The following is a 25,488-nucleotide window of genomic DNA, read 5'->3' on the forward strand; positions in this document are numbered from 1 at the left end:
CTCACAAGCCAAAGGGTTATTGAATGTCTCAAGACCCGGGGCATAGAAAGACCGCTGATGAGGACCGACTGATGGCCGGCAAAACGCTTTACGACAAGCTTTGGGATTCCCATGAAGTGAAACGGCGCGACGATGGCTCGTCGCTGATCTATATCGACCGTCACATCATCCATGAAGTGACCTCGCCCCAAGCGTTCGAAGGCCTGCGACTGGCCGGGCGCAAGCCTTGGCGCGTCGATTCCATCATTGCCACCCCGGATCACAACGTGCCGACCACCCCTGAGCGCAAGGGCGGCATCGACGCTATTGCCGACCAGGTCTCGCGTTTGCAGGTGCAGACCCTCGACGACTATTGCGACGAATATGGCATCACCGAATTCAAGATGAATGACGTGCGTCAAGGCATCGTGCATGTGATCGGCCCGGAGCAGGGTGCCACCTTGCCCGGCATGACTGTGGTCTGCGGCGACTCCCACACCTCCACCCACGGTGCCTTCGGCGCTCTGGCCCACGGCATCGGCACTTCCGAGGTGGAGCATGTGTTCGCCACCCAGTGCCTGGTCGCCAAGAAAATGAAGAACATGCTGGTGCGGGTCGAAGGTAAGCTGCCGTTCGGCGTTACCGCCAAGGACATCGTACTGGCCGTGATCGGCAAGATTGGCACCGCCGGTGGTAACGGCCATGCCATCGAGTTCGCCGGCAGCGCCATTCGTGATCTGTCCATCGAAGGCCGCATGACTATCTGCAATATGTCCATCGAAGCCGGCGCCCGCGTGGGCATGGTGGCAGCGGACGAAAAGACCGTTGAATACGTAAAAGGCCGTCCATTCGCTCCGCAAGGTGCCGATTGGGATGCCGCTGTCGAAGCCTGGAAAGACCTGGTCTCCGACGCCGATGCGGTGTTCGACACTGTGGTCGAGCTCGATGCGGCCCAGATCAAGCCGCAAGTCAGCTGGGGTACCTCGCCGGAAATGGTGCTGGCCGTCGACCAGAACGTGCCGGACCCGGCCCAGGAAGCCGATTTGGTCAAGCGCGGCTCCATCGAACGGGCCTTGAAATACATGGGCTTGCAGGCCAACCAGGCGATCACCGATATCCAGTTGGACCGTGTGTTCATCGGCTCCTGCACCAATTCGCGGATCGAAGACCTGCGTGCTGCGGCCGTGATCGCCAAGGGCCGCAAAGTGGCCTCGACCATCAAGCAGGCCATCGTGGTGCCGGGCTCGGGCCTGGTCAAAGCGCAAGCCGAGGCGGAAGGCCTGGACAAGATTTTCCTCGAAGCCGGTTTTGAATGGCGTGAGCCGGGGTGCTCCATGTGCCTGGCGATGAACCCGGACCGCCTGGAGTCGGGCGAGCATTGCGCGTCGACCTCCAACCGTAACTTCGAAGGGCGTCAGGGTGCCGGCGGGCGTACCCACCTGGTCAGCCCGGCCATGGCTGCTGCGGCCGCCGTCAACGGTCGTTTCATCGACGTTCGCGAATTGATCTGAGGAATACCCGATGCGTGCTTTTACCCAACACACCGGCCTTGTCGCCCCTTTGGATCGTGCCAACGTCGACACCGACCAGATCATCCCCAAGCAGTTCCTGAAGTCGATCAAGCGTACCGGCTTCGGCCCCAACCTGTTCGACGAGTGGCGCTACCTGGACGTGGGCTACGCCTACCAGGACAACTCCAAGCGCCCGCTGAACAAGGATTTCGTGCTCAACGCCCAGCGCTACCAAGGCGCCAGCGTGTTGTTGGCCCGGGAAAACTTCGGTTGCGGCTCCAGCCGTGAACACGCGCCTTGGGCCCTGGAAGAATACGGCTTTCGCAGCATCATCGCGCCGAGCTATGCCGACATCTTCTTCAACAACAGCTTCAAGAACGGCCTGTTGCCGATCATCTTGAGCGATGCCGAAGTGGATGAGCTGTTCAAGCAGGTGGAGGCCGAGGAGGGCTACCAGCTGACCGTCGACCTGGCCGCGCAAACCGTGACCCGTCCGGATGGCAAGGTTTACCACTTCGAGGTCGATGCCTTCCGCAAGCATTGCCTACTCAACGGCCTGGATGACATCGGCCTGACCTTGCAGGACGGCGACGCGATTGCAGCGTTTGAGGCCAAGCACCGGGCCAGCCAGCCTTGGTTGTTTCGCGACGCGTAAACCGCTGTAGGCAGGACCGCCGCCATCGGGAGCAAGCCCCCTCCCACATTTTGAAGGTGTTCACAAAACAAAATGTGGGAGGGGGCTTGCTCCCGATGAGGCCAGAACCAACACCCCAAGGTCCATTGAGGAACCCCCCCATGACCACCACCGCCCACACCCAAGTCGTGCAAAAACAATTCGGCGAGCAAGCCTCGGCCTACCTGAGCAGTGCCGTGCACGCCCAAGGCACCGAGTTCGCGCTGCTGCAGGCCGAACTGGCCGGGCAGGGCAGTGCACGCCTGCTGGACCTGGGGTGTGGCGCCGGTCATGTGAGCTTCAACGTGGCGCCGCTGGTCCAGGAAGTGGTGGCCTACGACCTGTCCCAGCCGATGCTCGAGGTGGTCGCCGCCGCTGCGAAAGACCGGGGCCTGGCCAATATCCGTACCGTACACGGCGCCGCTGAACGCTTGCCGTTTGCCGACGGCGAGTTCGATTTCGTGTTCAGTCGTTACTCGGCGCACCACTGGAGCGACCTGGGCCTGGCCCTGCGTGAAGTGCGTCGGGTGCTCAAGCCGGGTGGCGTGGCGGCGTTTGTCGACGTCTTGTCACCGGGCAGCCCGCTGTTGGACACTTACCTGCAAACCGTCGAAGTGCTGCGCGACACCAGCCACGTGCGCGATTACTCCGCCGCCGAATGGATGCGCCAGCTCAGCGAAGCCGGTTTGCATGTACGCAACAGCAGTCGCCAGCGCCTGCGACTGGAATACACCTCCTGGGTCGAGCGCATGCGCACGCCGCAGGCCTTGCGCGCCGCGATCCTTGAGCTGCAGCAGGCAATGGGCCAGGAAGTGCGCGATTACTTCGAAATTCAAGCCGACGGCACCTTCAGCACCGATGTGCTGGTGGTGTGGGCCGAACGCTGATCAATTTTCCCCGACCTGCCTGCGGGCGGGTCGCTTGATGAAATGAGGAACCCATGAGCAAGCAGATTCTGATTCTCCCTGGCGACGGTATTGGTCCGGAAATCATGGCCGAAGCGGTCAAGGTTCTGGAACTGGCCAACACCAAGTACAGCCTGGGCTTCGAATTGAGCCACGACGTGATCGGCGGTGCCGCCATCGACAAGCACGGCGTGCCGCTGGCTGACGAGACCCTGGAGCGTGCTCGCGCTGCCGACGCCGTGCTGCTCGGCGCCGTCGGTGGCCCGAAGTGGGACAAGATCGAGCGTGACATCCGCCCTGAGCGCGGCCTGTTGAAAATCCGCGCGCAACTGGGCCTGTTCGGCAACCTGCGCCCGGCGATCCTCTACCCACAACTGGCCGATGCGTCGAGCCTGAAGCCGGAAGTGGTATCGGGCCTGGATATCCTGATCGTGCGTGAGCTGACTGGCGGTATCTACTTTGGCTCGCCACGCGGCGTGCGCGAACTGGACAATGGTGAGCGCCAGGCCTACGACACGCTGCCGTACAGCGAGAGCGAAATCCGCCGTATCGCCCGCGTCGGCTTCGACATGGCCCGCGTGCGCGGCAAGAAGGTCTGCTCGGTGGACAAGGCCAACGTCCTGGCATCCAGCCAGCTGTGGCGTGAGATCGTCGAAGAAGTGGCCAAGGACTACCCGGATGTCGAGCTGAGCCACATGTACGTCGACAACGCCGCCATGCAGCTGGTGCGCGCACCCAAGCAGTTCGACGTGATCGTCACCGACAACCTGTTCGGCGACATCCTGTCCGACCAGGCGTCGATGCTCACCGGTTCCATCGGCATGCTGCCGTCGGCGTCCCTGGACACCCATAACAAGGGCATGTATGAGCCGTGCCACGGTTCGGCGCCGGACATCGCGGGCCAGGGCATTGCCAACCCGCTGGCAACCATTTTGTCGGTGTCGATGATGCTGCGTTACAGCTTCAACCTGGCTGATGCGGCAGACGCAATCGAGAAAGCCGTGAGCCTGGTGCTGGATCAGGGCTTGCGTACCGGCGACATCTGGTCGCAGGGTTGCACCAAGGTCGGCACGCAAGAAATGGGCGACGCAGTAGTCGCCGCGCTGCGGAATCTGTAATCTCTCGGGCCCACTTGCAGTTGTTGCTGCAAGGCGGCCCACTTTTTAACAAGGTGTAGTTGCGATGAAACGTGTAGGTCTGATCGGTTGGCGCGGTATGGTCGGTTCCGTGCTCATGCAGCGGATGCTGGAAGAGCAGGATTTCGATCTTATTGAGCCGGTGTTTTTCACCACGTCGAACGTGGGTGGCCAAGGGCCGTCCGTGGGCAAGGATATTGCCCCGCTCAAGGACGCCTACAGCATTGAAGAGCTGAAGACCCTCGACGTGATTTTGACCTGCCAAGGCGGCGACTACACCAGCGAAGTCTTCCCCAAGCTGCGCGAAGCCGGCTGGCAGGGTTACTGGATCGACGCCGCATCGAGCCTGCGCATGCAGGACGACGCCGTGATCATCCTGGATCCGGTGAACCGCAAGGTCATCGACCAGCAGCTGGATGCCGGCACCAAGAACTACGTCGGCGGCAACTGCACCGTCAGCCTGATGCTGATGGGCCTGGGTGGCTTGTTCGAAGCGGGCCTGGTCGAGTGGATGAGCGCCATGACCTATCAGGCGGCCTCCGGTGCCGGCGCGCAGAATATGCGTGAACTGATCAAGCAGATGGGCGCCACCCACGCTGCGGTCGCCGATCAACTGGCAGACCCTGCCAGTGCGATTCTCGACATTGACCGTCGCGTTGCCGAAGCCATGCGCAGCGATGCCTACCCGACCGAGAATTTCGGCGTGCCGCTGGCCGGTAGCCTGATCCCATGGATCGACAAGGAACTGCCGAACGGCCAGAGCCGTGAAGAGTGGAAGGCCCAGGCCGAAACCAACAAGATCCTGGGTCGCTTCAAGAGCCCGATCCCGGTGGATGGCATCTGCGTGCGCATCGGCGCCATGCGTTGCCACAGCCAGGCGCTGACCATCAAGCTGAACAAAGACGTGCCGATCGCGGATATCGAAGCGCTGATCAGCCAGCACAACCCATGGGTCAAGCTGGTGCCGAACAACCGCGATATCAGCATGCAGGAGCTGAGCCCGACCAAGGTGACCGGCACCCTGAATGTACCGGTGGGGCGTCTGCGCAAGCTGAACATGGGCAGCCAGTTCCTTGGTGCGTTCACCGTCGGCGACCAACTGCTGTGGGGCGCGGCCGAACCGCTGCGTCGCATGCTGCGGATCCTGCTCGAACGTTGATCGTTTGCTGCTGTTGAAGAACCCCGCGCTGGTGACAGTCGCGGGGTTTTTTTATGGTTCTTGCGGGCCTTATCGGGAGCAAGCCCCCTCCCACAATTTTGATGGGGGAACACACTCACTGTGGGAGGGGGCTTGCCCCCGATAGGGCCATCAGCCACACCGCAACCCCCAGTTTAATTGCCTCACCCCAAGCCACCCGGTAAAGTGCGGCTCCCCCCGCAATGCCCGAGGCAGCCCCTATGACCCAGACCTTTGAAATTGCCGTGATCGGCGCCACCGGCATCGTCGGTGAAGCCTTGGTGCAGATTCTCGAGGAGCTGGATTTTCCGGTAGGCACCTTGTATCTGCTGGCGGGCAGCAACTCCGCCGGCGCATCGGTACCGTTTCGCGGCAAGAACGTGCGGGTCAGGGAGGTCGATGAGTTCGATTTCAACAAGGCGCAGCTGGCGTTCTTTGCGGCCGGCCCGGCAGTCACCCTGAGTTTCGCTCCGCGCGCCACGGCGGCAGGCTGCGCGGTGATCGACCTGTCCGGGGCCTTGCCGGCCGATCAGGCGCCTCAAGTCGTGCCGCAAGCGAATGCGCATGTCCTGGAGGGTTTGAAAAAGCCCTTCCAGCTCGGCAGCCCAAGCCCGTCGACGACGAACCTGGCCGTAGTGCTCGCACCGTTGCGCGACGTGCTGGACATTCAGCGCGTCAGCGTTACCGCCAGCCTGGCCGTATCTGCCCTGGGGCGAGAGGCCGTCAGCGAGCTGGCCCGGCAGACCGCCGAGCTGCTGAATGTGCGTCCGCTGGAGCCGCAGTTTTTTGATCGGCAAATGGCCTTCAACCTGTTGGCGCAAGTCGGCACCCCGGATACCCAAGGTCATACCGCTCTGGAGAAACGCCTCGTACACGAGCTGCGAGCGGTACTGGAAACCCCTTTGCTGAAGATTTCCGCAACCTGCGTTCAAGCCCCGGTGTTTTTTGGCGATAGCCTGACTGTGTCGTTGCAGCTGGGCGCGCCGGTCGACCTGGCCACTATCAACCGTGTACTGGACGCAGCGTCTGGAATCGAGCTGGTGGAGGAGGGTGACTACCCGACGGCGGTAGGCGATGCCGTCGGCCAGGATGTGGTGTACGTAGGACGGGTTCGCGCAGGCGTGGACGACCCTGCGGAACTAAATCTGTGGCTGACGTCAGATAACGTACGCAAGGGCTCGGCCCTCAACGCCGTAGAGCTGGCGCAGTTGTTGATAAAACGCCTTGTGTAAAAGATACTTGGCGGCAATTTGTAGATTGATTCTAACTAAGCGCTATGCTTGGCCCGAAGCGCAATAGAAGTGCGTCGGTGACCTATCGGCTCGCCATGCCTTATGGCAGCGGTTACCAACCTTCTCGCAGGCCGGGGAGTGTTCAAAACAAAGGATGAGGCTATGGTTCAAGTTCGCAAACTGGTGTTAGCAATAGCGGCCGCCTCGGCGCTGTCCTCCGGTATGGCGCAGGCGCTGCAGCTTGGGGAGATGACCCTCAAGTCGAAGTTGAACCAGCCGTTGTCGGTGGAAATCGAATTGCTCGATGTCGGTGGCCTCACGGCTTCCGAGATCACGCCGAGCCTGGCATCGTCCCAGGCGTTTGTGGATGCCGGCGTGGATCGCCAGGCGTTTCTCGATGACCTGACGTTCACCCCGGTGGTCAACCCTAGCGGTCGCAGTGTCGTGCGTGTCACGTCCAGCAAGCCGCTGCCGGACTCCTACATCCGTTTCCTGTTGCAGGTGCAATGGCCTAACGGCCGCTTGATGCGTGACTACAGTGTGCTGCTCGACCCGGCCAAGTTTGATCAGCCGGCGCCTGTCGCCAGTGCACCCGCCCCGCGCTTGAGCGCACCGGCAGGCGCTGCGCCCGCTGCCAGCAAGCCCGCCCAGTACACGACCACGTCCCGCGACACTTTGTGGGAAATTGCCGAGAAGAGCCGCAATGGCGCGTCGGTCCAGCAAACGATGCTGGCGATCCAGGCGCTCAACCCCGATGCTTTTATCGATGGCAATATCAACCGCCTGAAAACCGGCCAGGTCCTGCGCTTGCCCGATCGCGTGCAAGCGACCAGCCTGCCGCAACCCAAAGCCATCGCAGAAGTGCGTGCGCAAAACGCGGCGTGGCGGGAGGGGCGTCGTACCGCGAGCCGTCAAGCCACCGGCAAGCCCCAGCTGGACGCCACCAAGCGCACCCAGGCGGGCAACGCGCCATCGAGCACCACAGGCAAGGACAACTTGAGCCTGGTCTCGGCCGAGTCCGCGAAAAAAGGTGCCAAGGGTAAAGCGGGTGACAATCGCGGCCTGAGCGACAAGCTGGCGATGACCCAGGAAGAACTGGATACCACCCGCCGTGACAACGCCGAGCTGAAAAGCCGTGCGGCGGACCTGCAAAGCCAGTTGGACAAGCTGCAAAAGCTGATTCAACTGAAAAATGATCAATTGGCGCGTTTGCAGGCTGAAAAGGCTGACCCGGCCGCGCCTGCGCCGGCGGTAATGCCGGCGCAGTTGCCCGGCGAGCCCGCCGCTGCTCCGGCGCAGCCTGTGGCGCCCGTGGCCACCGTGACCCCGGCGCCTGAAGCGGCCAAGCCTGAAGCCAGCAAGCCTGGCGCGGCCCCCGCCAGCGCCGATGGACCGTTCAACGAACTGCTGACCAACCCGATTGTGCTTGGCGTAATAGGGGGGGCGGCGGGTTTGCTGGTGTTGCTGCTCCTGCTGCTGTGGGCACGTCATCGCAATGCCCGGCGCGAAGAAGAAAAGCACCTGCGCATGGCGCGGGCCTTGGCGGAAGAGCCGGTGTTCGCCTCGAATATCGACCAAGACCTGCCGCCTGACAGCTTTGAAGGTCTGGAAGTACCACCGCCGAGCGTCAAGCTGGCTCCAGCTCCAGCTCCAGCTCCAGCTCCAGCCCCAGCCCCAGCCCACGTGGTTGAGCCCGTTGTCGCGCCGACGGTGGCGTCCGTGCTGGCCCCGCTGGCCGTGGCCGTGGCCCCGGAAAACTCCAGCGATGCGTTGGCCCAGGCCCAATCCCATATCGATCGCGGCCATCTGAACCAGGCCGCCGACATACTGGAGCAGGCGATCAAGCATGAGCCCAAGCGCAGCGATCTGCGTTTGAAACTGATGGAAGTCTACGGCCTGCAGGGTGACAAGGACGGTTTCGTCACCCAAGAGCGTCAACTGGTGGCCAATGGTCAAAACCACGCCCAGGTCGAGCAGCTCAAGAGCCGCTTCCCGGCCATGGCCGTGCTGGCGGCGGGCGTCAGTGCTGCCGTCGCGGCGGCGGCCCTGGATGCCCAGTACGTCAAGGATCTGCTGGAAGACAAGCCAACCCCAGCTCCCGAGCCAGAGCCGTTCGATACGGATTTTGACTTGAGCCTGGACGACCTGGAAGCGGCATCGCCGGCCGAGGTCAAGGCTGATCAACAGACGTTCGAGGCGCTGCTGCAACAGCAGACTGAAGCCAAGAGCAATGCAGACGATCTGTCGGACTTCGACCTGGATCTGCAGCTTGATCCGCCAGCCTCGCAGGCCGATGAAGATTTCCTTTCCGGCCTTGAAGACTCCATGAAGGACGTGCCGGCGGTCGAGCCGCCGACCCTCACGGCCGGCGCATTGGACGATTTCGAGCTGCCGGAAGACTTCGACCTGTCCCTGGAGAATGAACCTGCTGGCGCTGCGGCGACCAAGCCCGATGCCTTTGCAACTGAGCTGGGCGACGTCAACGCCGAGCTTGATCGCCTGTCCCAGACCCTGGAGCATCCGCCGATCGAGCCGTCCTTCACGGAGCAGGATGCGGCTTTGGGCAGTGATGAGCCTGAGTATGACTTCCTCTCCGGCACCAACGAGGTCGCGACCAAGCTGGACTTGGCCCAGGCATATATCGACATGGGCGATGCGGACGGCGCACGGGACATTCTGTCCGAAGTGCTCACCGAAGGTGATGAAGCCCAACGCGGTGAAGCCAAGGAAATGCTCGGGCGACTGGCCTGATCCGATCGCTGGCTTTTGCGGCAGAAGGCACTCGTTCCTTGATCGCAAAAAAAGCGCCTGGCGCGGGCCTGCTTCCTTATAATGGCGGCCTTTGCGCAACTCATCGGGCTCTCAGTTCTTGGCAAATATAGATAACGCGGCCGCCGAAATGGCGGCCGCAGGCTTTCATCGCATCGCCCTGGGCGTGGAATACAAAGGTTCGCGTTATCGCGGCTGGCAGCGCCAGGCCTCCGGTGTGCTGACCGTGCAGGAAACCTTGGAAAACGCTTTGTCGAAGGTTGCCGACTCGCCGGTGTCGCTGATGTGCGCCGGGCGTACCGACGCCGGTGTACACGCTTGCGGCCAGGTGGTGCACTTCGACACCCAGGCCGAGCGCTCGATGAAGGCGTGGGTAATGGGCGCCAATATCAATTTGCCCCATGACATCAGTGTCAGTTGGGCCAAGGTCATGCCTGCGCACTTCCATGCGCGCTTCAAGGCCATCGCTCGGCGCTACCGTTATGTGATCTACAACGATCAGATCCGCCCGGCGCACCTCAACGAAGAAATTACCTGGAACCATCGCCCGCTCGATACCGAGCGTATGGCCGAGGCCGCGCAACATCTGGTCGGCGTGCATGATTTCAGCGCTTTCCGGGCGGGGCAGTGCCAGGCCAAGTCGCCGATCAAGGAAGTCCATCACCTGCGGGTGACGCGCCACGGCAAGATGATCGTGCTGGATATCCGTGCCGGCGCCTTTCTGCACCATATGGTGCGCAACATTGCCGGCGTGCTGATGACCATTGGTGCCGGTGAGCGCCCGGTGGAGTGGGCCAAGGAAGTGCTGGACAGTCGTATTCGTCGCACCGGAGGGGTAACCGCGCATCCATTCGGCCTGTACCTGGTGGGGGTCGAGTACCGTGACGAGTTCGAACTGCCGGAGCGTTTCATCGGGCCGCACTTCCTCACAGGCTTCAGCGAACTTGGCGGCTGACGCCCGGAAAAGCTTTTGTTAACATCCGGGACTTTCTCGGTCCAACCCTGAGGTTTCCACGACATGTCAGCCGTTCGCAGCAAGATTTGCGGGATTACCCGCATAGAAGACGCGCTGGCGGCAGTCGAGGCGGGGGCCGATGCCATCGGTTTTGTGTTTTACGCCAAGAGCCCGAGGGCAGTGAATGTACTGCAGGCGCGGGCGATCATCGCTGCGCTGCCGCCATTTGTGACCACGGTGGGGTTGTTCGTCAACGCCAGCCGTTGCGAACTCAACGAGACCCTGGATGCCGTGCCGCTGGACATGCTGCAGTTTCACGGTGACGAAAACTCGGACGAATGCGAGAGCTACCAGCGCCCTTATATCAAGGCGCTGCGCGTCAAGGCCGGGGATGACATTGCAGCTGCGTGTGCCGCCTATACCGGCGCGCGCGGGATTCTCCTGGACACCTATGTTGAAGGCGTGCCTGGTGGCACCGGTGAAGCATTCGACTGGTCGCTGATTCCTGAAGGGCTGAGCAAGCCGATTATCCTGGCCGGAGGGCTCAATCCCGCGAATGTCGGGGCGGCAATCGAGCAGGTTCGGCCCTATGCCGTGGATGTCAGTGGCGGCGTGGAGCAGGGCAAGGGCATCAAGGATCACAGCAAGATTCGCGCATTCATGCAGGCTGTGCGCAACAGCAGTGGCGGGATGTGACGGCTGGCAGTCTGCCGCCGTCCATAACTACCACTGTGTAAAACAGCCCGGCGCCGCCTGTGGGTGGCCCGGAAATGAAGTGGCAACCCTGCACTGGCAGGTTGTCTGGAAGGCTGAGGATACAGGCCGGAAATGGCAGGTCGAACGTCTGACCCCGTCCAGTCTGTGTCATCGCCACATATGAATTTAGCTCAAGGGCATACGCGGGGCTGTGTTCAAGCCACCGGTACTGGAGAAAGAAAGCATGAGCAACTGGTTAGTAGACAAACTGATCCCTTCGATCATGCGTTCCGAGGTGAAGAAAAGCTCGGTTCCTGAAGGTCTGTGGCACAAATGCCCGTCCTGCGACGCGGTGTTGTACCGTCCCGAGCTGGAAAAGACCCTGGACGTTTGCCCCAAGTGCAACCACCACATGCGTATTGGCGCTCGCGCCCGCATCGATATCTTCCTGGACGCCGATGGTCGTGCCGAGCTGGGTGCAGACCTGGAGCCGGTTGACCGTCTCAAGTTCCGCGACGGCAAGAAGTACAAGGACCGCCTGACCGCTGCGCAGAAGCAGACCGGTGAGAAAGACGCATTGGTTTCCGTCAGCGGTAAGCTGCTGGGCATGCCGGTGGTCGTTTCGGCCTTCGAATTCTCCTTCATGGGCGGCTCCATGGGCGCCATCGTTGGCGAGCGCTTCGTTCGTGCCGCCAACTATGCCCTGGAAAATCGCTGCCCGATGATCTGCTTCGCCGCCTCGGGTGGTGCACGCATGCAGGAAGCCCTGATTTCCCTGATGCAAATGGCCAAGACCTCGGCGGTGCTGGCGCGTCTGCGTGAAGAAGGTATCCCGTTCATCTCCGTGCTGACCGACCCGGTCTACGGCGGTGTGTCCGCCAGCCTGGCGATGCTGGGTGACGTGATCGTCGCAGAACCCAAGGCCCTGATCGGGTTTGCCGGCCCGCGCGTTATCGAGCAGACCGTGCGCGAAAAGCTGCCGGAAGGCTTCCAGCGCAGTGAGTTCCTGCTGGAGCACGGCGCGATCGACCTGATCATCCCGCGCGGTGAACTGCGTCCACGCCTGGGCAACCTGCTGGCACAAATGATGGGCCTGCCGACGCCAGTGTACGTTGCGCCTAAAGTGGAACCTGTCGTGGTTCCGCCGGTACCGGCAAACCTATGACCCAGCGTACCCTGGGCGAATGGCTCGCCTACCTTGAGCAGTTGCATCCGTCCGCCATCGACATGGGCCTGGAGCGCTCGCAACAGGTAGCGGCCCGCCTGGGGTTGGGCCGGCCGGCACCGCGTGTCATCACGGTGACCGGCACCAACGGCAAAGGCTCTACCTGTGCCTTTGTCGCGGCGTTGCTGCAAGCTCAAGGGCTGAAGGTCGGCGTGTACAGTTCGCCGCACTTGCTGCGTTACAACGAGCGGGTGCAGATCGAGGGTGTCGAAGCCACTGACGAGCAGCTCTGCGAAGCGTTCGCTGCGCTGGATGCGGGGCGTGGCGAGATTTCCCTGACCTATTTCGAGATGGGCACTCTGGCGGCGTTCTGGCTGTTCGAGCGTGCGCAGTTGGATGTGGTGGTCCTCGAGGTTGGCCTGGGTGGGCGTCTGGACACGGTCAACGTGGTGGATGCCGACCTGGCGCTGGTGACCAGCATTGGCGTGGATCACGCCGATTACCTGGGTAACACCCGCGAGTCCGTGGCCTTTGAGAAGGCCGGGATCTTCCGCCAGGGCAAACCTGCCCTGTGCGGTGACTTGGACCCTCCGCATACCTTGCTGGACAAGGTGCGTGAGCTGGATTGCCCGTTTTTCCTGCGTGGGCGTGAATTCAATCTCGAAGTGGGTGCTGAGCATTGGCAGTGGCGCGGGCGTGATGCGCGCGGCCAAGCCGTAGAGCTGCGCGACCTGCCGCTGCTTAACTTGCCGATGGAAAACGCAGCCCTCGCGCTGCAGGCCTATCTCTTGCTGGATCTGCCCTGGGATGCCCGGCAGATCGCCGAGACCTTGCGGGCGACCAGTGTGGTCGGGCGTCTGGATCGTCGTGCGTTCGACTGGGAGGGTAAGCGCCTTAACCTGCTGCTGGATGTGGGGCATAACCCGCATGCGGCGCAATACCTGGCGCAGCGTCTGTCGCGTGATCTGCCTGCCGGTCGTCGCCTGGCGGTGTTCGGGCTGTTGGCCGACAAGGATCTGGACGGTGTGGTTGCGCCTTTGTTGGGCAGCGTCCAGGCTTGGGCGGTAGCGCCGCTGGATACCCCGCGCAGCCGTCCGGCCAACGAATTGGCGGTCGCGTTGCAGAACCTTGGCGCGCCAGTGGCGTCGTATGCAAGCGTCACTGCCGCGCTCGAAGCGCAATGTGCGGTGGCTACGGCCGAGGACGAGATTCTGTTGTTCGGATCATTTTATTGTGTTGCCGAGGCGCTCGAGTGGTTGTCCCGGCGCTCCACGGAGGAAGCTGCACATGGCATTACTGGATAGCGCATACAAGCAGCGAATGGTTGGAGCATTGGTGCTGGTGGCGTTGGCGGTGATTTTCCTGCCGATGCTGTTTTCCCGTCAGGATGAAGAGCGTCAGGTGGTTGTCGAGGCGCCCGCTGCGCCGCAGGCGGCGGTGATGCCGCAGGTTCAGGTCGAACCGGTGGTGGTGCCGGAACCGCAGGCGTTGCCTGAAGAAGAGCCCGTGCCGAGCGACGCTGAGGTGGCGGCGCAGCAGGCACCGACACAGCAGGCACCGACCATGCCGGTACAGCCAAGCGTGCCCGTGGCCAAGCCGGCACCGGCTCCAGCGGCGCCCGTGGTGGCAGCCAAGCCTGCCGCGCCTGCGCCGGCACCCAAGCCGGTTGTGCCGCAGCCTGCCGCACCCGGCAAACCGGATGTGGGCCAGAGCCGTATCGATCCGAATGGCTTGCCGGTCAGTTGGTCGATTCAAGTGGCCAGCCTGGGCAATCGTGAAGGCGCCGACGCCTTGCAGAAGAAGCTGCGCAGCCAAGGCTATAACGCCTATATCCGTAGCGCCGACGGCAAGAATCGCGTGTTTATCGGCCCGCTGATCGAGCGCGCCGAGGCGGATCGCCTGCGCGACTTGCTGGACCGCCAGCAGAACCTCAAGGGGTTCGTCACCCGTTTCCAGCCTGAGCGCGGCTGATTACGGCTGGAAATGCAGTCAAGTGTGGGAGGGGGGTTGTTCCCGATAGTGGTGTGTCAGTTCAGATTTTTTGACTGACCCAGCGCCATCGGGAGCAAGCCCCCTCCCACAGTGCTTTTGGGGTGGGGTTGAAATGCGGCCTTTGCATCACCAACTATTGTTTTGCAAAGCACGCGCAATCACCGCTTACCGATAGCCCGACGCTCTGCTAAAATGCGCCGCCTTATCCGTATGTAGGCTGCACTGTGGCATTTACCTGGGTTGATTGGGCGATCGTTGCAATCGTCGCCATCTCCGCTTTGATCAGTCTGAGCCGCGGCTTTGTAAAAGAAGCATTGTCGTTGCTGACCTGGATCATCGCAGGAGTCGTAGCCTGGATGTTCGGCGGTTCATTGTCGGTCTACCTGGCCGGATACATCGAGACACCTTCGGCTCGCGTCATCGCGGGCTGCGCCATCATGTTCATCGCCACGCTGCTGGTGGGAGCAATGGTCAATTATCTTATTGGCGAGTTGATACGTGTCACCGGCCTCTCCGGGACCGATCGATTTCTCGGCATGGCCTTCGGTGCCGCGCGTGGCGCGTTGCTGGTGGTCGTGGCGGTCGGGCTGTTGAGCCTGGGGCCGGTACAGCAGGATTCGTGGTGGCAGGAGTCGGTACTCGTGCCAAAATTTCTATTGGTTGCAGATTGGTCCAAGAACCTCATATTGGGGTGGAGCAGTCAGTGGCTGGCCAGCGGAATCAGCGTACCCGCTGATCTTCCGTTCAAGGAGCACCTCTTACCGGCCAAAACGCCTCAGTAAGTTGTGTTCAGTCAAGATTCATTAAGTAGGGGTTGCGTCGCATGTGTGGCATCGTCGGTATCGTCGGTAAGTCGAACGTCAATCAGGCGCTGTATGACGCGCTAACCGTCCTCCAGCACCGCGGCCAGGACGCTGCCGGTATTGTGACCAGCCATGACGGCCGGTTATTCCTGCGCAAGGACAATGGCCTGGTGCGTGACGTGTTTCACCAGCGTCACATGCAGCGCCTCGTTGGGCACATGGGCATTGGCCATGTGCGTTACCCGACGGCCGGTAGCTCGACTTCGGCCGAAGCTCAACCGTTCTACGTCAACTCGCCATACGGCATTACGCTGGCGCACAACGGTAACCTGACCAACGTCGAGCAACTGGCCAAGGAGATCTACGAATCTGACCTGCGCCACGTCAACACCAGCTCTGACTCGGAAGTGTTGCTCAACGTGTTCGCCCACGAGCTGGCCCAGCGCGGCAAGCTGCAGCCGACCGAAGAAGACGTGTTCGCCGCCGTCACCGACGTGCACAACCGTTGTGTCGGTGGTTATGCGGTCGTGGCCATGGTCACCGGTTATGGCATCGTCGGTTTCCGCGACCCCCATGGTATCCGTCCGATCGTATTCGGCCAGCGTCATACCGACGAAGGCGTCGAGTACATGATCGCTTCCGAAAGCGTGTCCCTGGACGTGCTGGGCTTCACCCTGATCCGCGACCTGGCACCGGGCGAAGCGGTGTACATCACCGAAGATGGCAAGCTGCACACCCGCCAGTGCGCGGTTGCCCCGAAACTCACCCCGTGCATCTTCGAACACGTCTACCTGGCGCGCCCGGATTCGATCATCGATGGCGTTTCGGTTTACAAGGCACGCCTGCGCATGGGCGAGAAGCTGGCCGAGAAGATCCTGCGCGAGCGTCCTGAGCACGACATCGACGTGGTCATCCCGATTCCCGATACCAGCCGTACCGCTGCACTGGAGTTGGCCAACCACCTGGGCGTCAAGTTCCGCGAAGGCTTTGTGAAGAACCGCTACATCGGCCGTACCTTCATCATGCCGGGGCAGGCGGCGCGCAAGAAGTCGGTGCGTCAGAAGCTCAACGCCATCGAGCTGGAGTTCCGCGGCAAGAACGTCATGCTGGTGGATGACTCCATCGTGCGTGGCACCACCTGCAAGCAGATCATCCAGATGGCCCGCGAAGCCGGTGCGAAGAACGTGTACTTCTGTTCCGCTGCGCCAGCCGTGCGTTACCCGAACGTGTACGGGATCGACATGCCGAGTGCTCACGAGTTGATCGCCCATAACCGCACCACCCAGGATGTGGCTGACCTGATCGGCGCCGACTGGCTGATCTACCAGGACCTGCCGGACCTGATCGAAGCGGTTGGCGGTGGCAAGATCAAGATCGAGCAGTTCGACTGTGCCGTGTTCGACGGCAAGTACGTGACCGGTGATGTCGACGAGGCTTACCTGAACAAGATCGAGCAGGCGCGTAACGACTCCTCGAAGATCAAGACCCAGGCGGTCAGTGCGATCATCGATCTGTACAACAACTGAGTAGACACCGGCCCTGAGGGGCCGGTTTTGTATCTTAAATAAAGCATTGAGTAAGGAGTCGCAGCATGAGTCAGGAATGGGATGCCGGTCGGTTGGACAGCGACCTCGATGGCGTAGCTTTCGATACCCTGGCTGTGCGCGCCGGTCAGCACCGCACCCCGGAAGGTGAGCACGGTGATCCGATGTTCTTTACCTCCAGCTACGTGTTCCGCACGGCTGCCGACGCGGCTGCGCGTTTTGCCGGTGAAGTGCCGGGCAATGTGTATTCGCGTTATACCAACCCGACCGTCCGTGCGTTCGAAGAGCGTATCGCGGCGCTGGAAGGTGCCGAGCAGGCGGTGGCCACGGCAACTGGCATGGCCGCCATCATGGCGGTGGTGATGAGCCTGTGCAGTGCCGGCGACCACGTGCTGGTATCACGCAGTGTGTTTGGTTCGACCATCAGCCTGTTCGAAAAGTACTTCAAGCGCTTCGGTATCGAAGTGGACTACGTGCCTCTGGCGGACCTGTCCGGTTGGGATGCGGCGATCAAACCCAATACCAAGCTGCTGTTCGTCGAGTCGCCATCCAACCCGCTGGCCGAGTTGGTGGACATTGCCGCGCTGTCCGAGGTGGCGCATGCAAAGGGCGCGATGCTGGTAGTCGACAACTGCTTCTGTACCCCGGCGTTGCAGCAGCCGTTGAAACTGGGCGCGGACATCGTCGTACATTCGGCCACCAAGTTTATCGATGGCCAAGGCCGTTGCATGGGTGGCGTGGTAGCAGGGCGCAGTGAGCAGATGAAAGAAGTGGTGGGCTTCTTGCGCACCGCTGGCCCGACCCTGAGTCCTTTCAACGCCTGGATCTTCCTCAAGGGCCTGGAAACCCTCAACCTGCGGATGAAGGCCCATTGTGCCAACGCCCAGGCCCTGGCCGAGTGGCTGGAGCAGCAGGCAGGGATCGAGAAGGTGCATTACGCCGGCCTCAAGAGCCACCCGCAGCACGAGTTGGCCCAGCGCCAGCAGCGTGGTTTCGGCGCCGTGGTGAGTTTCGAAGTGAAGGGCGGCAAAGAGGGCGCCTGGCGCTTTATCGATGCCACGCGCCTGATCTCCATCACTGCGAACCTGGGTGACAGCAAAACGACTATTACTCATCCGAGCACCACCTCCCACGGCCGCCTGGCGCCGCAGGAGCGTGAAGCGGCGGGCATCCGTGACAGCCTGATTCGCATCGCGGTGGGCCTGGAAGACGTGGCCGACCTGCAGGCGGACCTGGCTCGCGGGCTGGCAGCCTTGTGATCGAGTGGTCCATGGAAGCCGCGGTCGCCAGTAATGGGCGTGTCGCGCTGGTCACCGGCGCGGCGCGGGGGATCGGCCTCGGGATCGCCGCCTGGCTGATCAGCGAGGGCTGGCAGGTGGTCTTGACCGATCTGGACCGCGAGCGTGGGTCCAAGGTGTCCAAGGTGCTGGGCGAAAATGCCTGGTTTATCAGCATGGACGTGGCTGACGAGAAACAGGTCGCCCAGGGTGTCGCCGAGGTCTTGGGGCAGTTTGGTCGCCTGGACGCGTTGGTGTGCAACGCGGCGGTCGCCGACCCGCGCAATAGCACGCTGGAAAGCCTGGATCTGGCGTATTGGAATCGTGTGCTGGCGGTAAACCTCAGTGGGCCGATGTTGTTGGCCAAGCATTGCGCGCCGTACCTGCGTGCCCATGGTGGCGCCATCGTCAACCTGGCATCGACCCGGGCGCGTCAATCCGAACCGGACACCGAGGCCTATGCGGCGAGCAAGGGTGGCCTGCTGGCGCTGACTCACGCTTTGGCGATGAGCCTGGGGCCGGAAGTGCGAGTCAACGCCGTCAGCCCAGGCTGGATCGATGCGCGTGATCCTGCCGCACGGCGTGCCGAGCCCCTGACCGATGCCGACCATGCTCAACATCCGGCGGGCCGGGTCGGTACGGTGGAGGATGTGGCAGCGATGGTCGCGTGGTTGCTGTCGCGCCAGGCGGGGTTCGTTACCGGGCAGGAGTTTGTGGTGGACGGCGGTATGAGCAAGAAGATGATTTACAGCGAGTAGGGCAGGTGGCCGGCTTGAAGTAATTTTGTCTTTTTCAGAAAAACTTCAAGCAGGCTATTGACTTAGGTCCGTTACCTGCGTAAATTTCGCGGCCTCAACGAAGCAAAGGGTGATTAGCTCAGCTGGGAGAGCATCTGCCTTACAAGCAGAGGGTCGGCGGTTCGATCCCGTCATCACCCACCACTTCTTGAGAGTTTTGCCTTGGGGCAAGACGCAACGTTAAAGGTTGCACCGACGCGCAGCGGTAGTTCAGTCGGTTAGAATACCGGCCTGTCACGCCGGGGGTCGCGGGTTCGAGTCCCGTCCGCTGCGCCATATTCTCCAGGTCCGATATGTCGGGCTTGAGATCGAACAGCCAAGGCTGATCGATCAGATGTTCCAAGACAGTTGAGGTTTTGCCTTGGCTGGTCAAGCGATACGCAGCGGTAGTTCAGTCGGTTAGAATACCGGCCTGTCACGCCGGGGGTCGCGGGTTCGAGTCCCGTCCGCTGCGCCATATCTGCCTCAAGGCCCACTGAACGCCTTGAAGCACAAAGAAAGCCTCTGGCTACTTTGATCCGATAGCAAAGACCCTGGTCGAAAGACCGGGGTTTTTTGTTTCTGCGATTTGGAAAACTACCAGAAGAGCCGGCGAGCCGGCTCTCACCGTGCTGTCAGAACCCCAGCTTATCCCGCAGCCCGTAGTACCAGGCCCCGAGTGCCGCAAACGGCGTGCGCAGTAGTTGTCCGCCCGGAAATGGGTAGTGCGGCAGGTCGGCAAACGCATCAAAACGCTCTGCCTGGCCTTTCAGTGCCTCGGCCAATACCTTGCCTGCCAGGTGCGTGTACGTCACGCCATGGCCGCTGCAGCCCTGGGAATAGTAGATGTTGTCGCCCAGGCGCCCGACCTGCGGCAGTCGGGAGAGTGTCAGCAGGAAATTGCCGGTCCAGGCGTAGTCGATTTTCACATCCTTGAGCTGCGGAAAGGCCTTGAGCATCTTCGGTCGGATGATCGCTTCGATGTTCGCCGGATCGCGTGCTCCATACACCACGCCGCCGCCGAAGATCAGGCGCTTGTCGCGGGTGAGACGGTAATAGTCGAGCAGGTAGTTGCAGTCTTCTACGCAGTAGTCCTGCGGCAGCAGTGTCTTCGCCAGCTCATCGCCCAGTGGCGCCGTGGTGATGACTTGAGTACCGCAGGGCATCGACTTGGCCGCCAGCTCCGGCACCAGGTTCCCCAGATAGGCGTTACCCGCGACGATGATGAATTTGGCCCTGACCTTGCCCTCGGCGGTATGCACTACCGGGTTGGCGCCGCGCTCGATGCGCACCGCCGCCGACTGTTCATAAATGACGCCCCCCAGGGACTCGACGGCCGCAGCTTCTCCCAATGCAAGGTTGAGTGGGTGGATATGCCCGCCACTCATGTCCAGCATGCCACCCACATAGTTGTCACAGGCCACCACGTCGCGAATGCGGCGTTCGTCCAGCAATTCCAGCTGAGTGTGGCCGAAGCGTTCCCACAGGCGCTTCTGCGACTCCAGATGAGCCATGTGCTTGCTGTTGAGTGCGGCGAACACGCCGCCGTCCTTCAAGTCGCACTGGATCTGATACTTGGCCACGCGCTCGCGAATGATCCTGCCGCCTTCGAATGCCATTTGTCCCAGCAACTGGGCTTGCCTGGGGCCGACACTGCGCTCGATCACATCGATGTCACGGCTGTAGCTGTTGACGATTTGCCCGCCATTACGACCCGAGGCGCCGAACCCCACTTTGGCGGCCTCCAGCACCGTCACGCGAAAACCGTTTTCGAGCAGGAACAGCGCGCTGGAAAGACCGGTATAGCCGGCGCCGATCACGCACACATCGGTTTCGACTTCGCCCTGCAGCGTCGGGCGAGGCGGGACCGCATTGGCGGAGGCTGCGTAATACGACTGGGGGTAGGGGGTGTTCGCCATCCTGGAACCTCTGTTTTATATTTTTTACGAGTGCTCCGATCCTACCTGAGTTGAAAATTGCCTGCCAGCTACCCAAAAATCACGGGCATACCCGCCGCAAATAAAAAATTCGCATATTCATAGGGTTAGCTGCAAAAAAGATGTTGACACCCCTCCGGAATTCCGTAAAATGCCGCCTCACAGCAGGCACGTAGCTCAGTTGGTTAGAGCACCACCTTGACATGGTGGGGGTCGTTGGTTCGAGTCCAATCGCGCCTACCAAACAAAATCCGCTCTGCTGGGCGGTCTGGAAGGGCTCACCGAAAGGTGAGCCCTTTTTTGTTGTCTTGGATTTATGCAGAGCGTTCACAATTCATGGGCTTCGTTCACGCTGGGCAATGTGAATGCCGGAGTACGCTCAAACGCTGAAAGGATTTGGAGGCGGGGTATCGGTACGGTTGCGGACCTTCTGGACAGCAACTGCATCATCGGTACGCCGTTAGCGAGCGCCCCTTTTGGCCAAATCGGACGGGTTCGAAATCCGTTGTATCTTCATCGGTATCTGGGATTCGAACAGCTATTTCTGCGCCGTACAAAAAAGCCCCGTAGATCAAGGTCTCGAGGCTTTTTGCATCTCAGGATTCTACGTAAAGATGCTACGTAAAATATGTCTCCTTTAGCGCTCCACCTAACATGCCTGAAGGTTGGCGGGTTAAGTTATCTCAAATGATGTACTGCTTTGGGCAGGCCAAAGCTCAAGTGATTTAATCTATATTCAGGGAGAGTAAAAAATGCGTGAAGTTACCATCGAGGAAGCGGAAGCCGTGGTTGGCGCTTACGGTGTCCCGGGGGCCATTGGGGGCGCAGCTGCCGGTGCTACAGCTTATGTTGGAGGGCTTATTGGCGGGGCCTCGTTCAGTGCAGGTGAGTTAATGGCAGCCGTTGGGTCGGGAGCATTGGGTGGGGCGATTATGGGGCCCGCCAGTATTGGCCGCACCTTGGCTTCTGCGGGTGTCGCTTTTACGGGAGGTGTTATCGTCGGAAATGCGGGGCGGCTAACCAATGGCTCTTAGCCAAAGTGGTGTTAAATAGTAAATTTGATCTTTCGATTTTATGATGGAGTGTCGTGGGATGCTGTATTGTATTGATCAAATTTTCATATTGTTTTTACGGTGCTTCTGCAGGTTGGTGGGGATATGTCAATCATTCTTTCGCTGTTGCTCGTTTTTGTTTTTGGCACTTGCAGTAAAGGGGGGCGTCAATAATAAACTCGAAATTTGGGGGTGATATTCAGCGCAAGCACTTGCAGGTGTTTATGTTGCCACTAATAATTTGCGTCGTTATCTTCATTGTTCCAAAGTTAATGGTTTGCTTGGGCCTGAATCAATCGTAATGTCCCTGGTTTGGCGTCGCCGTTCGTACCGCCAGCGCTTCGACGTTGCGTAAACAGTTCGTTGACCCGGCTGCGCAACCGAAGCCGTTCAACGTGCAGAGTTCGGTGCCTGAGGCGGTGGGCTTAGTAACACGAGCGCGAAAGCCAATTGACCAGCTCTCGGGCACTCAACTGATTAATCAGCGTGTGCGCTCGTGCTCTTATGACATCAAGAGGACTAGACACTGCGATTTGCAAAACTTTTGCAAAACGCCCTCCTCAGATCGCCAATTCGGTGCCAGCCTCCAAGTACTCGATCTTCTTTTCGTCGTGCCCCTCCTGATAGTGTCTGGTTATCTTCCTGCGTGACGGGTCTCGATACTGAATACGATAGACGGCTTAACCCCATAGCGTGCAATGCCATATACGCCGCTGCGTTTTGCTCGATTTCGGAATTTTGGTAACGGTAACCCCGCGACGCCTTGCGGCGCACGTCGATGTATCAAGGATGATCAGCAGAAGAGTGTAGCCACCGACAGTAGGCAGATAATTTGTACGACCATCTGGCAGCGTATCTCGCCATTGGTTGTCGCCATACTTTTCATTTGTCCGGCATACATGGCAGGAACCTCATTATCGGCAATAGCGCCATGCAGGATGGGTAGAGCACACGGCTGCATAATTGAGTATAGATCCCATTTTAGAGTTTTCACGGCTGCAGCGATTCAATTGAAGACCCTGGCCAGGACAGGGCGCAGCCCAAGCCGAAGTACGCCCAACAGACCTGTGCGGCGATTGAGCTCAGCCCAAGCAGGTCCGATGCAGTGGATAAACGAGATGTTGTTCGACGTGACGGCGCAAGAGGAGGGGCCAGGATTGGGCGGGTGAGTACACGCATCTGAATGTTTCCAATATAAAAAATCGTGAAATATTTGATAAGGTTTGTGGAAGTGCCGTATAGGTGCGTAGAGAGTGTCGTTATAGTTTTTTGAAAATGTTCAGTAATAAGCTTGATGTTGAAGTTTTGGTTTGATGTTGGGGGGTAATATTTTTTGCATGCCGCCTGTATGAGATGTGTGGGGTTGAATTTTTTTATACGCTTTTATGTGTCCCGCCTTGTCCGTCTGATACGGCAAAATAATGAACAGCATCGGTAGAGTGCGTACGTCGTCACTCCAGCGGACGCTTGAATATCCTGAGTTCGTTACCGTAAACCAGCCTTGGAATATAGGCATCATGCTGCAGTTCGAGGCCGGCCGTATTTGCCCATTGTTCGACTTCTTCGCATTTGACAGGCACAACCCATTCCCGCGTGAATATCCAGTCATCCAGCTGATGAGCAAACTGGCGCGCGCGTGAGCGAGTTGTCATGTCTTTAAAGATAAACACTCCGCCGGGAGTAACTCGGCTTGCTGCGCAGTGGATAAAAGCTTCCCGCTCAGCGACGGGAACATGATGCAGTACGTCAACCATCGATACCACGTCAAACGGTCCCTGGGGCACTTCATCAATGGTGTGGACCGGTAGGAATGTCAGTGTATCTTCCAAGCCCAGGCGCCGTGCTGCTGCGCGCGCTGCGGCGAGTGCCGGGACTGCAATATCGCAGCCGATGCCTGTGGATATGCGCGAAATCGCACCCATCATGACAAGCAATGCCCCATGACCACAGCCAAAATCGATCACTGAAGCACCTGCTGGCACAAAAGGCAGTAACCGGTCGAATGGGCACACATAAGGCCTAAGTGATCCCAGTACCCGCAGTAGTTTCGGGGTGTCAGCGTAGGTGTCGTATAGAAACTCTCGCAAGGCGGCGGGTTGGATCGCGCTCGAGGAGGGTGTTATGGGGGGGGATGAAAATCTGTTCATTGTGAAATACCTGGAAGCTAATATATAGGCGGTTATATATTAAAGATTAACGATATTTTTATGAGGGCTGAAGAAGGGTGAGTCTTTAGTGCTGAATGAATGGCGTGGTTGATTGAATTTTTAGCACGTCAACTGTGCTGCCTGCAAAATCAAAATCATTAAATATATTTTAGTGACGTTTAGTTCTGAGTTTCCGTAGTTTGGCTAGCGTTGTAGCTGGCGGCATCCTGCAGTTTTGATTGTGAGGATTGTCTGTCGTGAGCGTTCTTGGATTCGAATGGAAACTCATCTGTTTAATTCGCTGATTGACAGTGTTGTCGGCGCATCATTATTGCTGTGACGAGATTGTCCAGGTAATAGCTCAAGGGTTCGCCAGCCACTTAAACAGCAGGTTTATTCTGCGGTGGCCAGTGTTTGTAGGCCTGCCATATGCAAAGACTCTCAGTAAGGAAGAACGGCATGACTGAAAGACATATGCTTTTGTCCGCCTATGTATTGGTACCCGGTAGTCATTTCGGTGCCATGTGGCGCCATCCCTATAGTGAAGTCGATTACTGCCGCCGGGAGTTATTCGAAAGCTTGGCGTTGTCGTTGGAGCGGGGCGGTTTTGACTATGCCTTTATTCCTGAATCGTTGGCGCTACCAATGGGCGCTGATGGTCACTACGAAACCATGGTGAAGGCCGGTGGGGTGGGCACTGTGCGTCATGATCCGGTGGCGCTCGTATCTGCGATGCTATCAGTGACACGCCAGTTGAAGTTCACCGTGACCCTGTCTACGACATTCAACGAACCCTATCACTTGGCGCGTACCTTGAGCACGCTTGACCATTTCAGTAATGGGCGAATGGCATGGAATGTGGTGACCTCGGCCGGCCCCAGCAATCACCTCAATTTTGCTCACTTGCCCCCGCTCAGCCACGAGGATCTCTTTACCCGTGCAGACGAAGTGCTCCAGGTATGTCGGGGACTTTGGGGGGGGTGGGAGAAGAACGCGGTCGTGGCAGATAAGGCTAGCGGGGTGTACGCCGACACGGGGCGCATCCATCCCATTGCGCACAACGGACGGTTTTTCGATGTGCAGGGACCCTTGACCCTGCCGCGCGGACCAGGGGCGGAGCCAGGGCCGGTGTTGATGATGGCGGGCACCTCAGCGCGCTTTTGTGATTTTGCCGCCCGCTGGGGTGAGGTCGTTTTTGCGATCCAGAGTGATGGCGCCGGAATGCGTAAGTTGCGTGCCGATATCCGGGCCAGTGCCGCCCGGTATGGTCGGGACCCTGAAGCTATCCGCTTGATGGCGGCTGTGCAGCCTGTGATCGGCGAGACAATGGACATCGCCAAGGCAAGAGCGGCGTATCTGGACTCGCTGATCACCGATGACGCCGCGATGTCGTTCTTCGCCGTCATGTTTGGCGGCGATTTGTCCTCCGTAAAAAAGCAGATGACGCTTCAGTCTTTCCTGGACATGCGTGGGTATTCACGCACGGTCGATGCCGGCGGATTGATGCCGTGGCTGGCACAGCTGATGGATGAGGACCCGAACATGCCGGTCATTGAGGCCGCACGAAGGTTTTCTGGCAGTACCGGCACCCCGCGGCTGGTGGGTACCGGGGCCGATATCGCCGACCAGTTAGAAGCGTTGTTTGCCGATAGCTGCGACGGTTTTGTCATCACCCCTACCCATTTCCCTGGAACGTTCGATGAATTTGCGCATGCCGTGATGCCTGAGTTGCGTGCTCGCGGCCTAATTGCAGTGGGATGAT

Annotated in this window: 19 protein-coding genes, 4 tRNA genes and 1 pseudogene; 21 read left to right on the plus strand and 3 right to left on the minus strand. The window is 59.9% G+C overall.

The window, feature by feature from the left end:
- Positions 1 to 71: 71 nt before the first annotated feature.
- The 19 genes from leuC (at position 72) to MJP36_RS12140 (ending at position 19,068) form a co-directional block, all read left to right on the plus strand.
- Positions 72 to 1,490 (plus strand): 3-isopropylmalate dehydratase large subunit, encoded by a 1,419-nt coding sequence (gene leuC, locus MJP36_RS12050; protein ID WP_161549929.1) that lies wholly within the window; start codon positions 72 to 74, stop codon positions 1,488 to 1,490.
- A gap of 10 nt (positions 1,491 to 1,500) precedes the next feature.
- Positions 1,501 to 2,145 (plus strand): 3-isopropylmalate dehydratase small subunit, encoded by a 645-nt coding sequence (gene leuD / locus MJP36_RS12055; protein WP_090369791.1) that lies wholly within the window; start codon positions 1,501 to 1,503, stop codon positions 2,143 to 2,145.
- Between the two features lie 140 nt (positions 2,146 to 2,285).
- Positions 2,286 to 3,050, plus strand: a complete 765-nt coding sequence (locus tag MJP36_RS12060; RefSeq protein ID WP_104994328.1) for a class I SAM-dependent methyltransferase — start codon at positions 2,286 to 2,288, stop codon at positions 3,048 to 3,050.
- A gap of 53 nt (positions 3,051 to 3,103) precedes the next feature.
- Positions 3,104 to 4,186 carry a 3-isopropylmalate dehydrogenase gene (leuB, locus tag MJP36_RS12065; RefSeq protein WP_060755787.1) on the plus strand — a complete coding sequence of 361 codons (1,083 nt, stop codon included), beginning with the start codon at positions 3,104 to 3,106 and terminating at the stop codon, positions 4,184 to 4,186.
- A 64-nt stretch (positions 4,187 to 4,250) separates the two neighbouring features.
- Positions 4,251 to 5,363: an aspartate-semialdehyde dehydrogenase gene (asd, locus tag MJP36_RS12070; RefSeq protein WP_025856452.1), complete on the plus strand. Its 1,113-nt coding sequence runs from the start codon at positions 4,251 to 4,253 to the stop codon at positions 5,361 to 5,363.
- Between the two features lie 239 nt (positions 5,364 to 5,602).
- Entirely contained in the window at positions 5,603 to 6,613 is a 1,011-nt protein-coding gene (locus MJP36_RS12075) for an aspartate-semialdehyde dehydrogenase (protein WP_244385424.1), read from the plus strand.
- 162 nt (positions 6,614 to 6,775) lie between these two features.
- Positions 6,776 to 9,364: a motility hub landmark protein FimV gene (locus MJP36_RS12080; RefSeq protein ID WP_244385425.1), complete on the plus strand. Its 2,589-nt coding sequence runs from the start codon at positions 6,776 to 6,778 to the stop codon at positions 9,362 to 9,364.
- Positions 9,365 to 9,512: 148 nt separating this feature from the next.
- Positions 9,513 to 10,337, plus strand: coding sequence for a tRNA pseudouridine(38-40) synthase TruA (gene truA / locus MJP36_RS12085; protein WP_060755784.1), 825 nt, complete (start codon positions 9,513 to 9,515; stop codon positions 10,335 to 10,337).
- Between the two features lie 63 nt (positions 10,338 to 10,400).
- The gene (locus MJP36_RS12090; RefSeq protein ID WP_244385426.1) at positions 10,401 to 11,033 is read left to right on the plus strand and encodes a phosphoribosylanthranilate isomerase; all 633 of its coding nucleotides are present in this window, start codon (positions 10,401 to 10,403) and stop codon (positions 11,031 to 11,033) included.
- A gap of 244 nt (positions 11,034 to 11,277) precedes the next feature.
- Entirely contained in the window at positions 11,278 to 12,198 is a 921-nt protein-coding gene (gene accD, locus MJP36_RS12095) for an acetyl-CoA carboxylase, carboxyltransferase subunit beta (protein ID WP_198762132.1), read from the plus strand.
- Positions 12,195 to 13,502 carry a bifunctional tetrahydrofolate synthase/dihydrofolate synthase gene (gene folC, locus MJP36_RS12100; RefSeq protein WP_244385427.1) on the plus strand — a complete coding sequence of 436 codons (1,308 nt, stop codon included), beginning with the start codon at positions 12,195 to 12,197 and terminating at the stop codon, positions 13,500 to 13,502. Before accD ends, folC begins: the two co-directional genes overlap by 4 nt.
- Complete coding sequence (locus MJP36_RS12105) at positions 13,486 to 14,169, plus strand: SPOR domain-containing protein (protein ID WP_244385428.1); 684 nt, start codon at positions 13,486 to 13,488, stop codon at positions 14,167 to 14,169. The genes folC and MJP36_RS12105 overlap by 17 nt, the downstream gene beginning before the upstream one ends.
- 245 nt (positions 14,170 to 14,414) lie before the next feature.
- A complete protein-coding gene (locus MJP36_RS12110; RefSeq protein WP_060755779.1) occupies positions 14,415 to 14,972 on the plus strand; it encodes a CvpA family protein in 558 nt (185 codons plus the stop codon).
- A gap of 41 nt (positions 14,973 to 15,013) precedes the next feature.
- Positions 15,014 to 16,519, plus strand: a complete 1,506-nt coding sequence (gene purF / locus MJP36_RS12115; RefSeq protein ID WP_017737850.1) for an amidophosphoribosyltransferase — start codon at positions 15,014 to 15,016, stop codon at positions 16,517 to 16,519.
- Between the two features lie 65 nt (positions 16,520 to 16,584).
- Positions 16,585 to 17,796 carry an O-succinylhomoserine sulfhydrylase gene (locus MJP36_RS12120; protein ID WP_244385429.1) on the plus strand — a complete coding sequence of 404 codons (1,212 nt, stop codon included), beginning with the start codon at positions 16,585 to 16,587 and terminating at the stop codon, positions 17,794 to 17,796.
- A gap of 11 nt (positions 17,797 to 17,807) precedes the next feature.
- Entirely contained in the window at positions 17,808 to 18,572 is a 765-nt protein-coding gene (locus MJP36_RS12125) for an SDR family oxidoreductase (protein ID WP_161549918.1), read from the plus strand.
- Positions 18,573 to 18,679: 107 nt separating this feature from the next.
- A tRNA-Val gene (locus MJP36_RS12130) sits at positions 18,680 to 18,755 on the plus strand.
- A 55-nt stretch (positions 18,756 to 18,810) separates the two neighbouring features.
- Positions 18,811 to 18,887, plus strand: a tRNA-Asp gene (locus MJP36_RS12135).
- 104 nt (positions 18,888 to 18,991) lie between these two features.
- Positions 18,992 to 19,068, plus strand: a tRNA-Asp gene (locus MJP36_RS12140).
- A 157-nt stretch (positions 19,069 to 19,225) separates the two neighbouring features.
- Here MJP36_RS12140 and MJP36_RS12145 read toward each other — a convergent pair.
- Positions 19,226 to 20,509 carry an NAD(P)/FAD-dependent oxidoreductase gene (locus MJP36_RS12145; RefSeq protein WP_244385430.1) on the minus strand — a complete coding sequence of 428 codons (1,284 nt, stop codon included), beginning with the start codon at positions 20,507 to 20,509 and terminating at the stop codon, positions 19,226 to 19,228.
- Positions 20,510 to 20,693: 184 nt separating this feature from the next.
- On the opposite strand from MJP36_RS12145, the gene MJP36_RS12150 reads away from it, so the two are divergent.
- A tRNA-Val gene (locus MJP36_RS12150) sits at positions 20,694 to 20,770 on the plus strand.
- A 1,135-nt stretch (positions 20,771 to 21,905) separates the two neighbouring features.
- Here MJP36_RS12150 and MJP36_RS12155 read toward each other — a convergent pair.
- Together MJP36_RS12155 and MJP36_RS12160 are read right to left on the minus strand one after the other, a co-directional pair.
- Positions 21,906 to 22,094, minus strand: a pseudogene (locus MJP36_RS12155) (IS3 family transposase); the annotation flags it as partial.
- A gap of 936 nt (positions 22,095 to 23,030) precedes the next feature.
- Positions 23,031 to 23,543 carry a methyltransferase domain-containing protein gene (locus MJP36_RS12160; RefSeq protein WP_244385431.1) on the minus strand — a complete coding sequence of 171 codons (513 nt, stop codon included), beginning with the start codon at positions 23,541 to 23,543 and terminating at the stop codon, positions 23,031 to 23,033.
- A 642-nt stretch (positions 23,544 to 24,185) separates the two neighbouring features.
- Between MJP36_RS12160 and MJP36_RS12165 the strand changes: the two genes are divergently transcribed.
- Positions 24,186 to 25,487 (plus strand): NtaA/DmoA family FMN-dependent monooxygenase, encoded by a 1,302-nt coding sequence (locus MJP36_RS12165; protein ID WP_218580638.1) that lies wholly within the window; start codon positions 24,186 to 24,188, stop codon positions 25,485 to 25,487.
- Position 25,488: the final 1 nt, after the last annotated feature.

Origin of the sequence: Pseudomonas palleroniana (assembly GCF_022836895.1) — a bacterium.
Taxonomy (GTDB): Bacteria; Pseudomonadota; Gammaproteobacteria; order Pseudomonadales; family Pseudomonadaceae; genus Aquipseudomonas; species Aquipseudomonas palleroniana.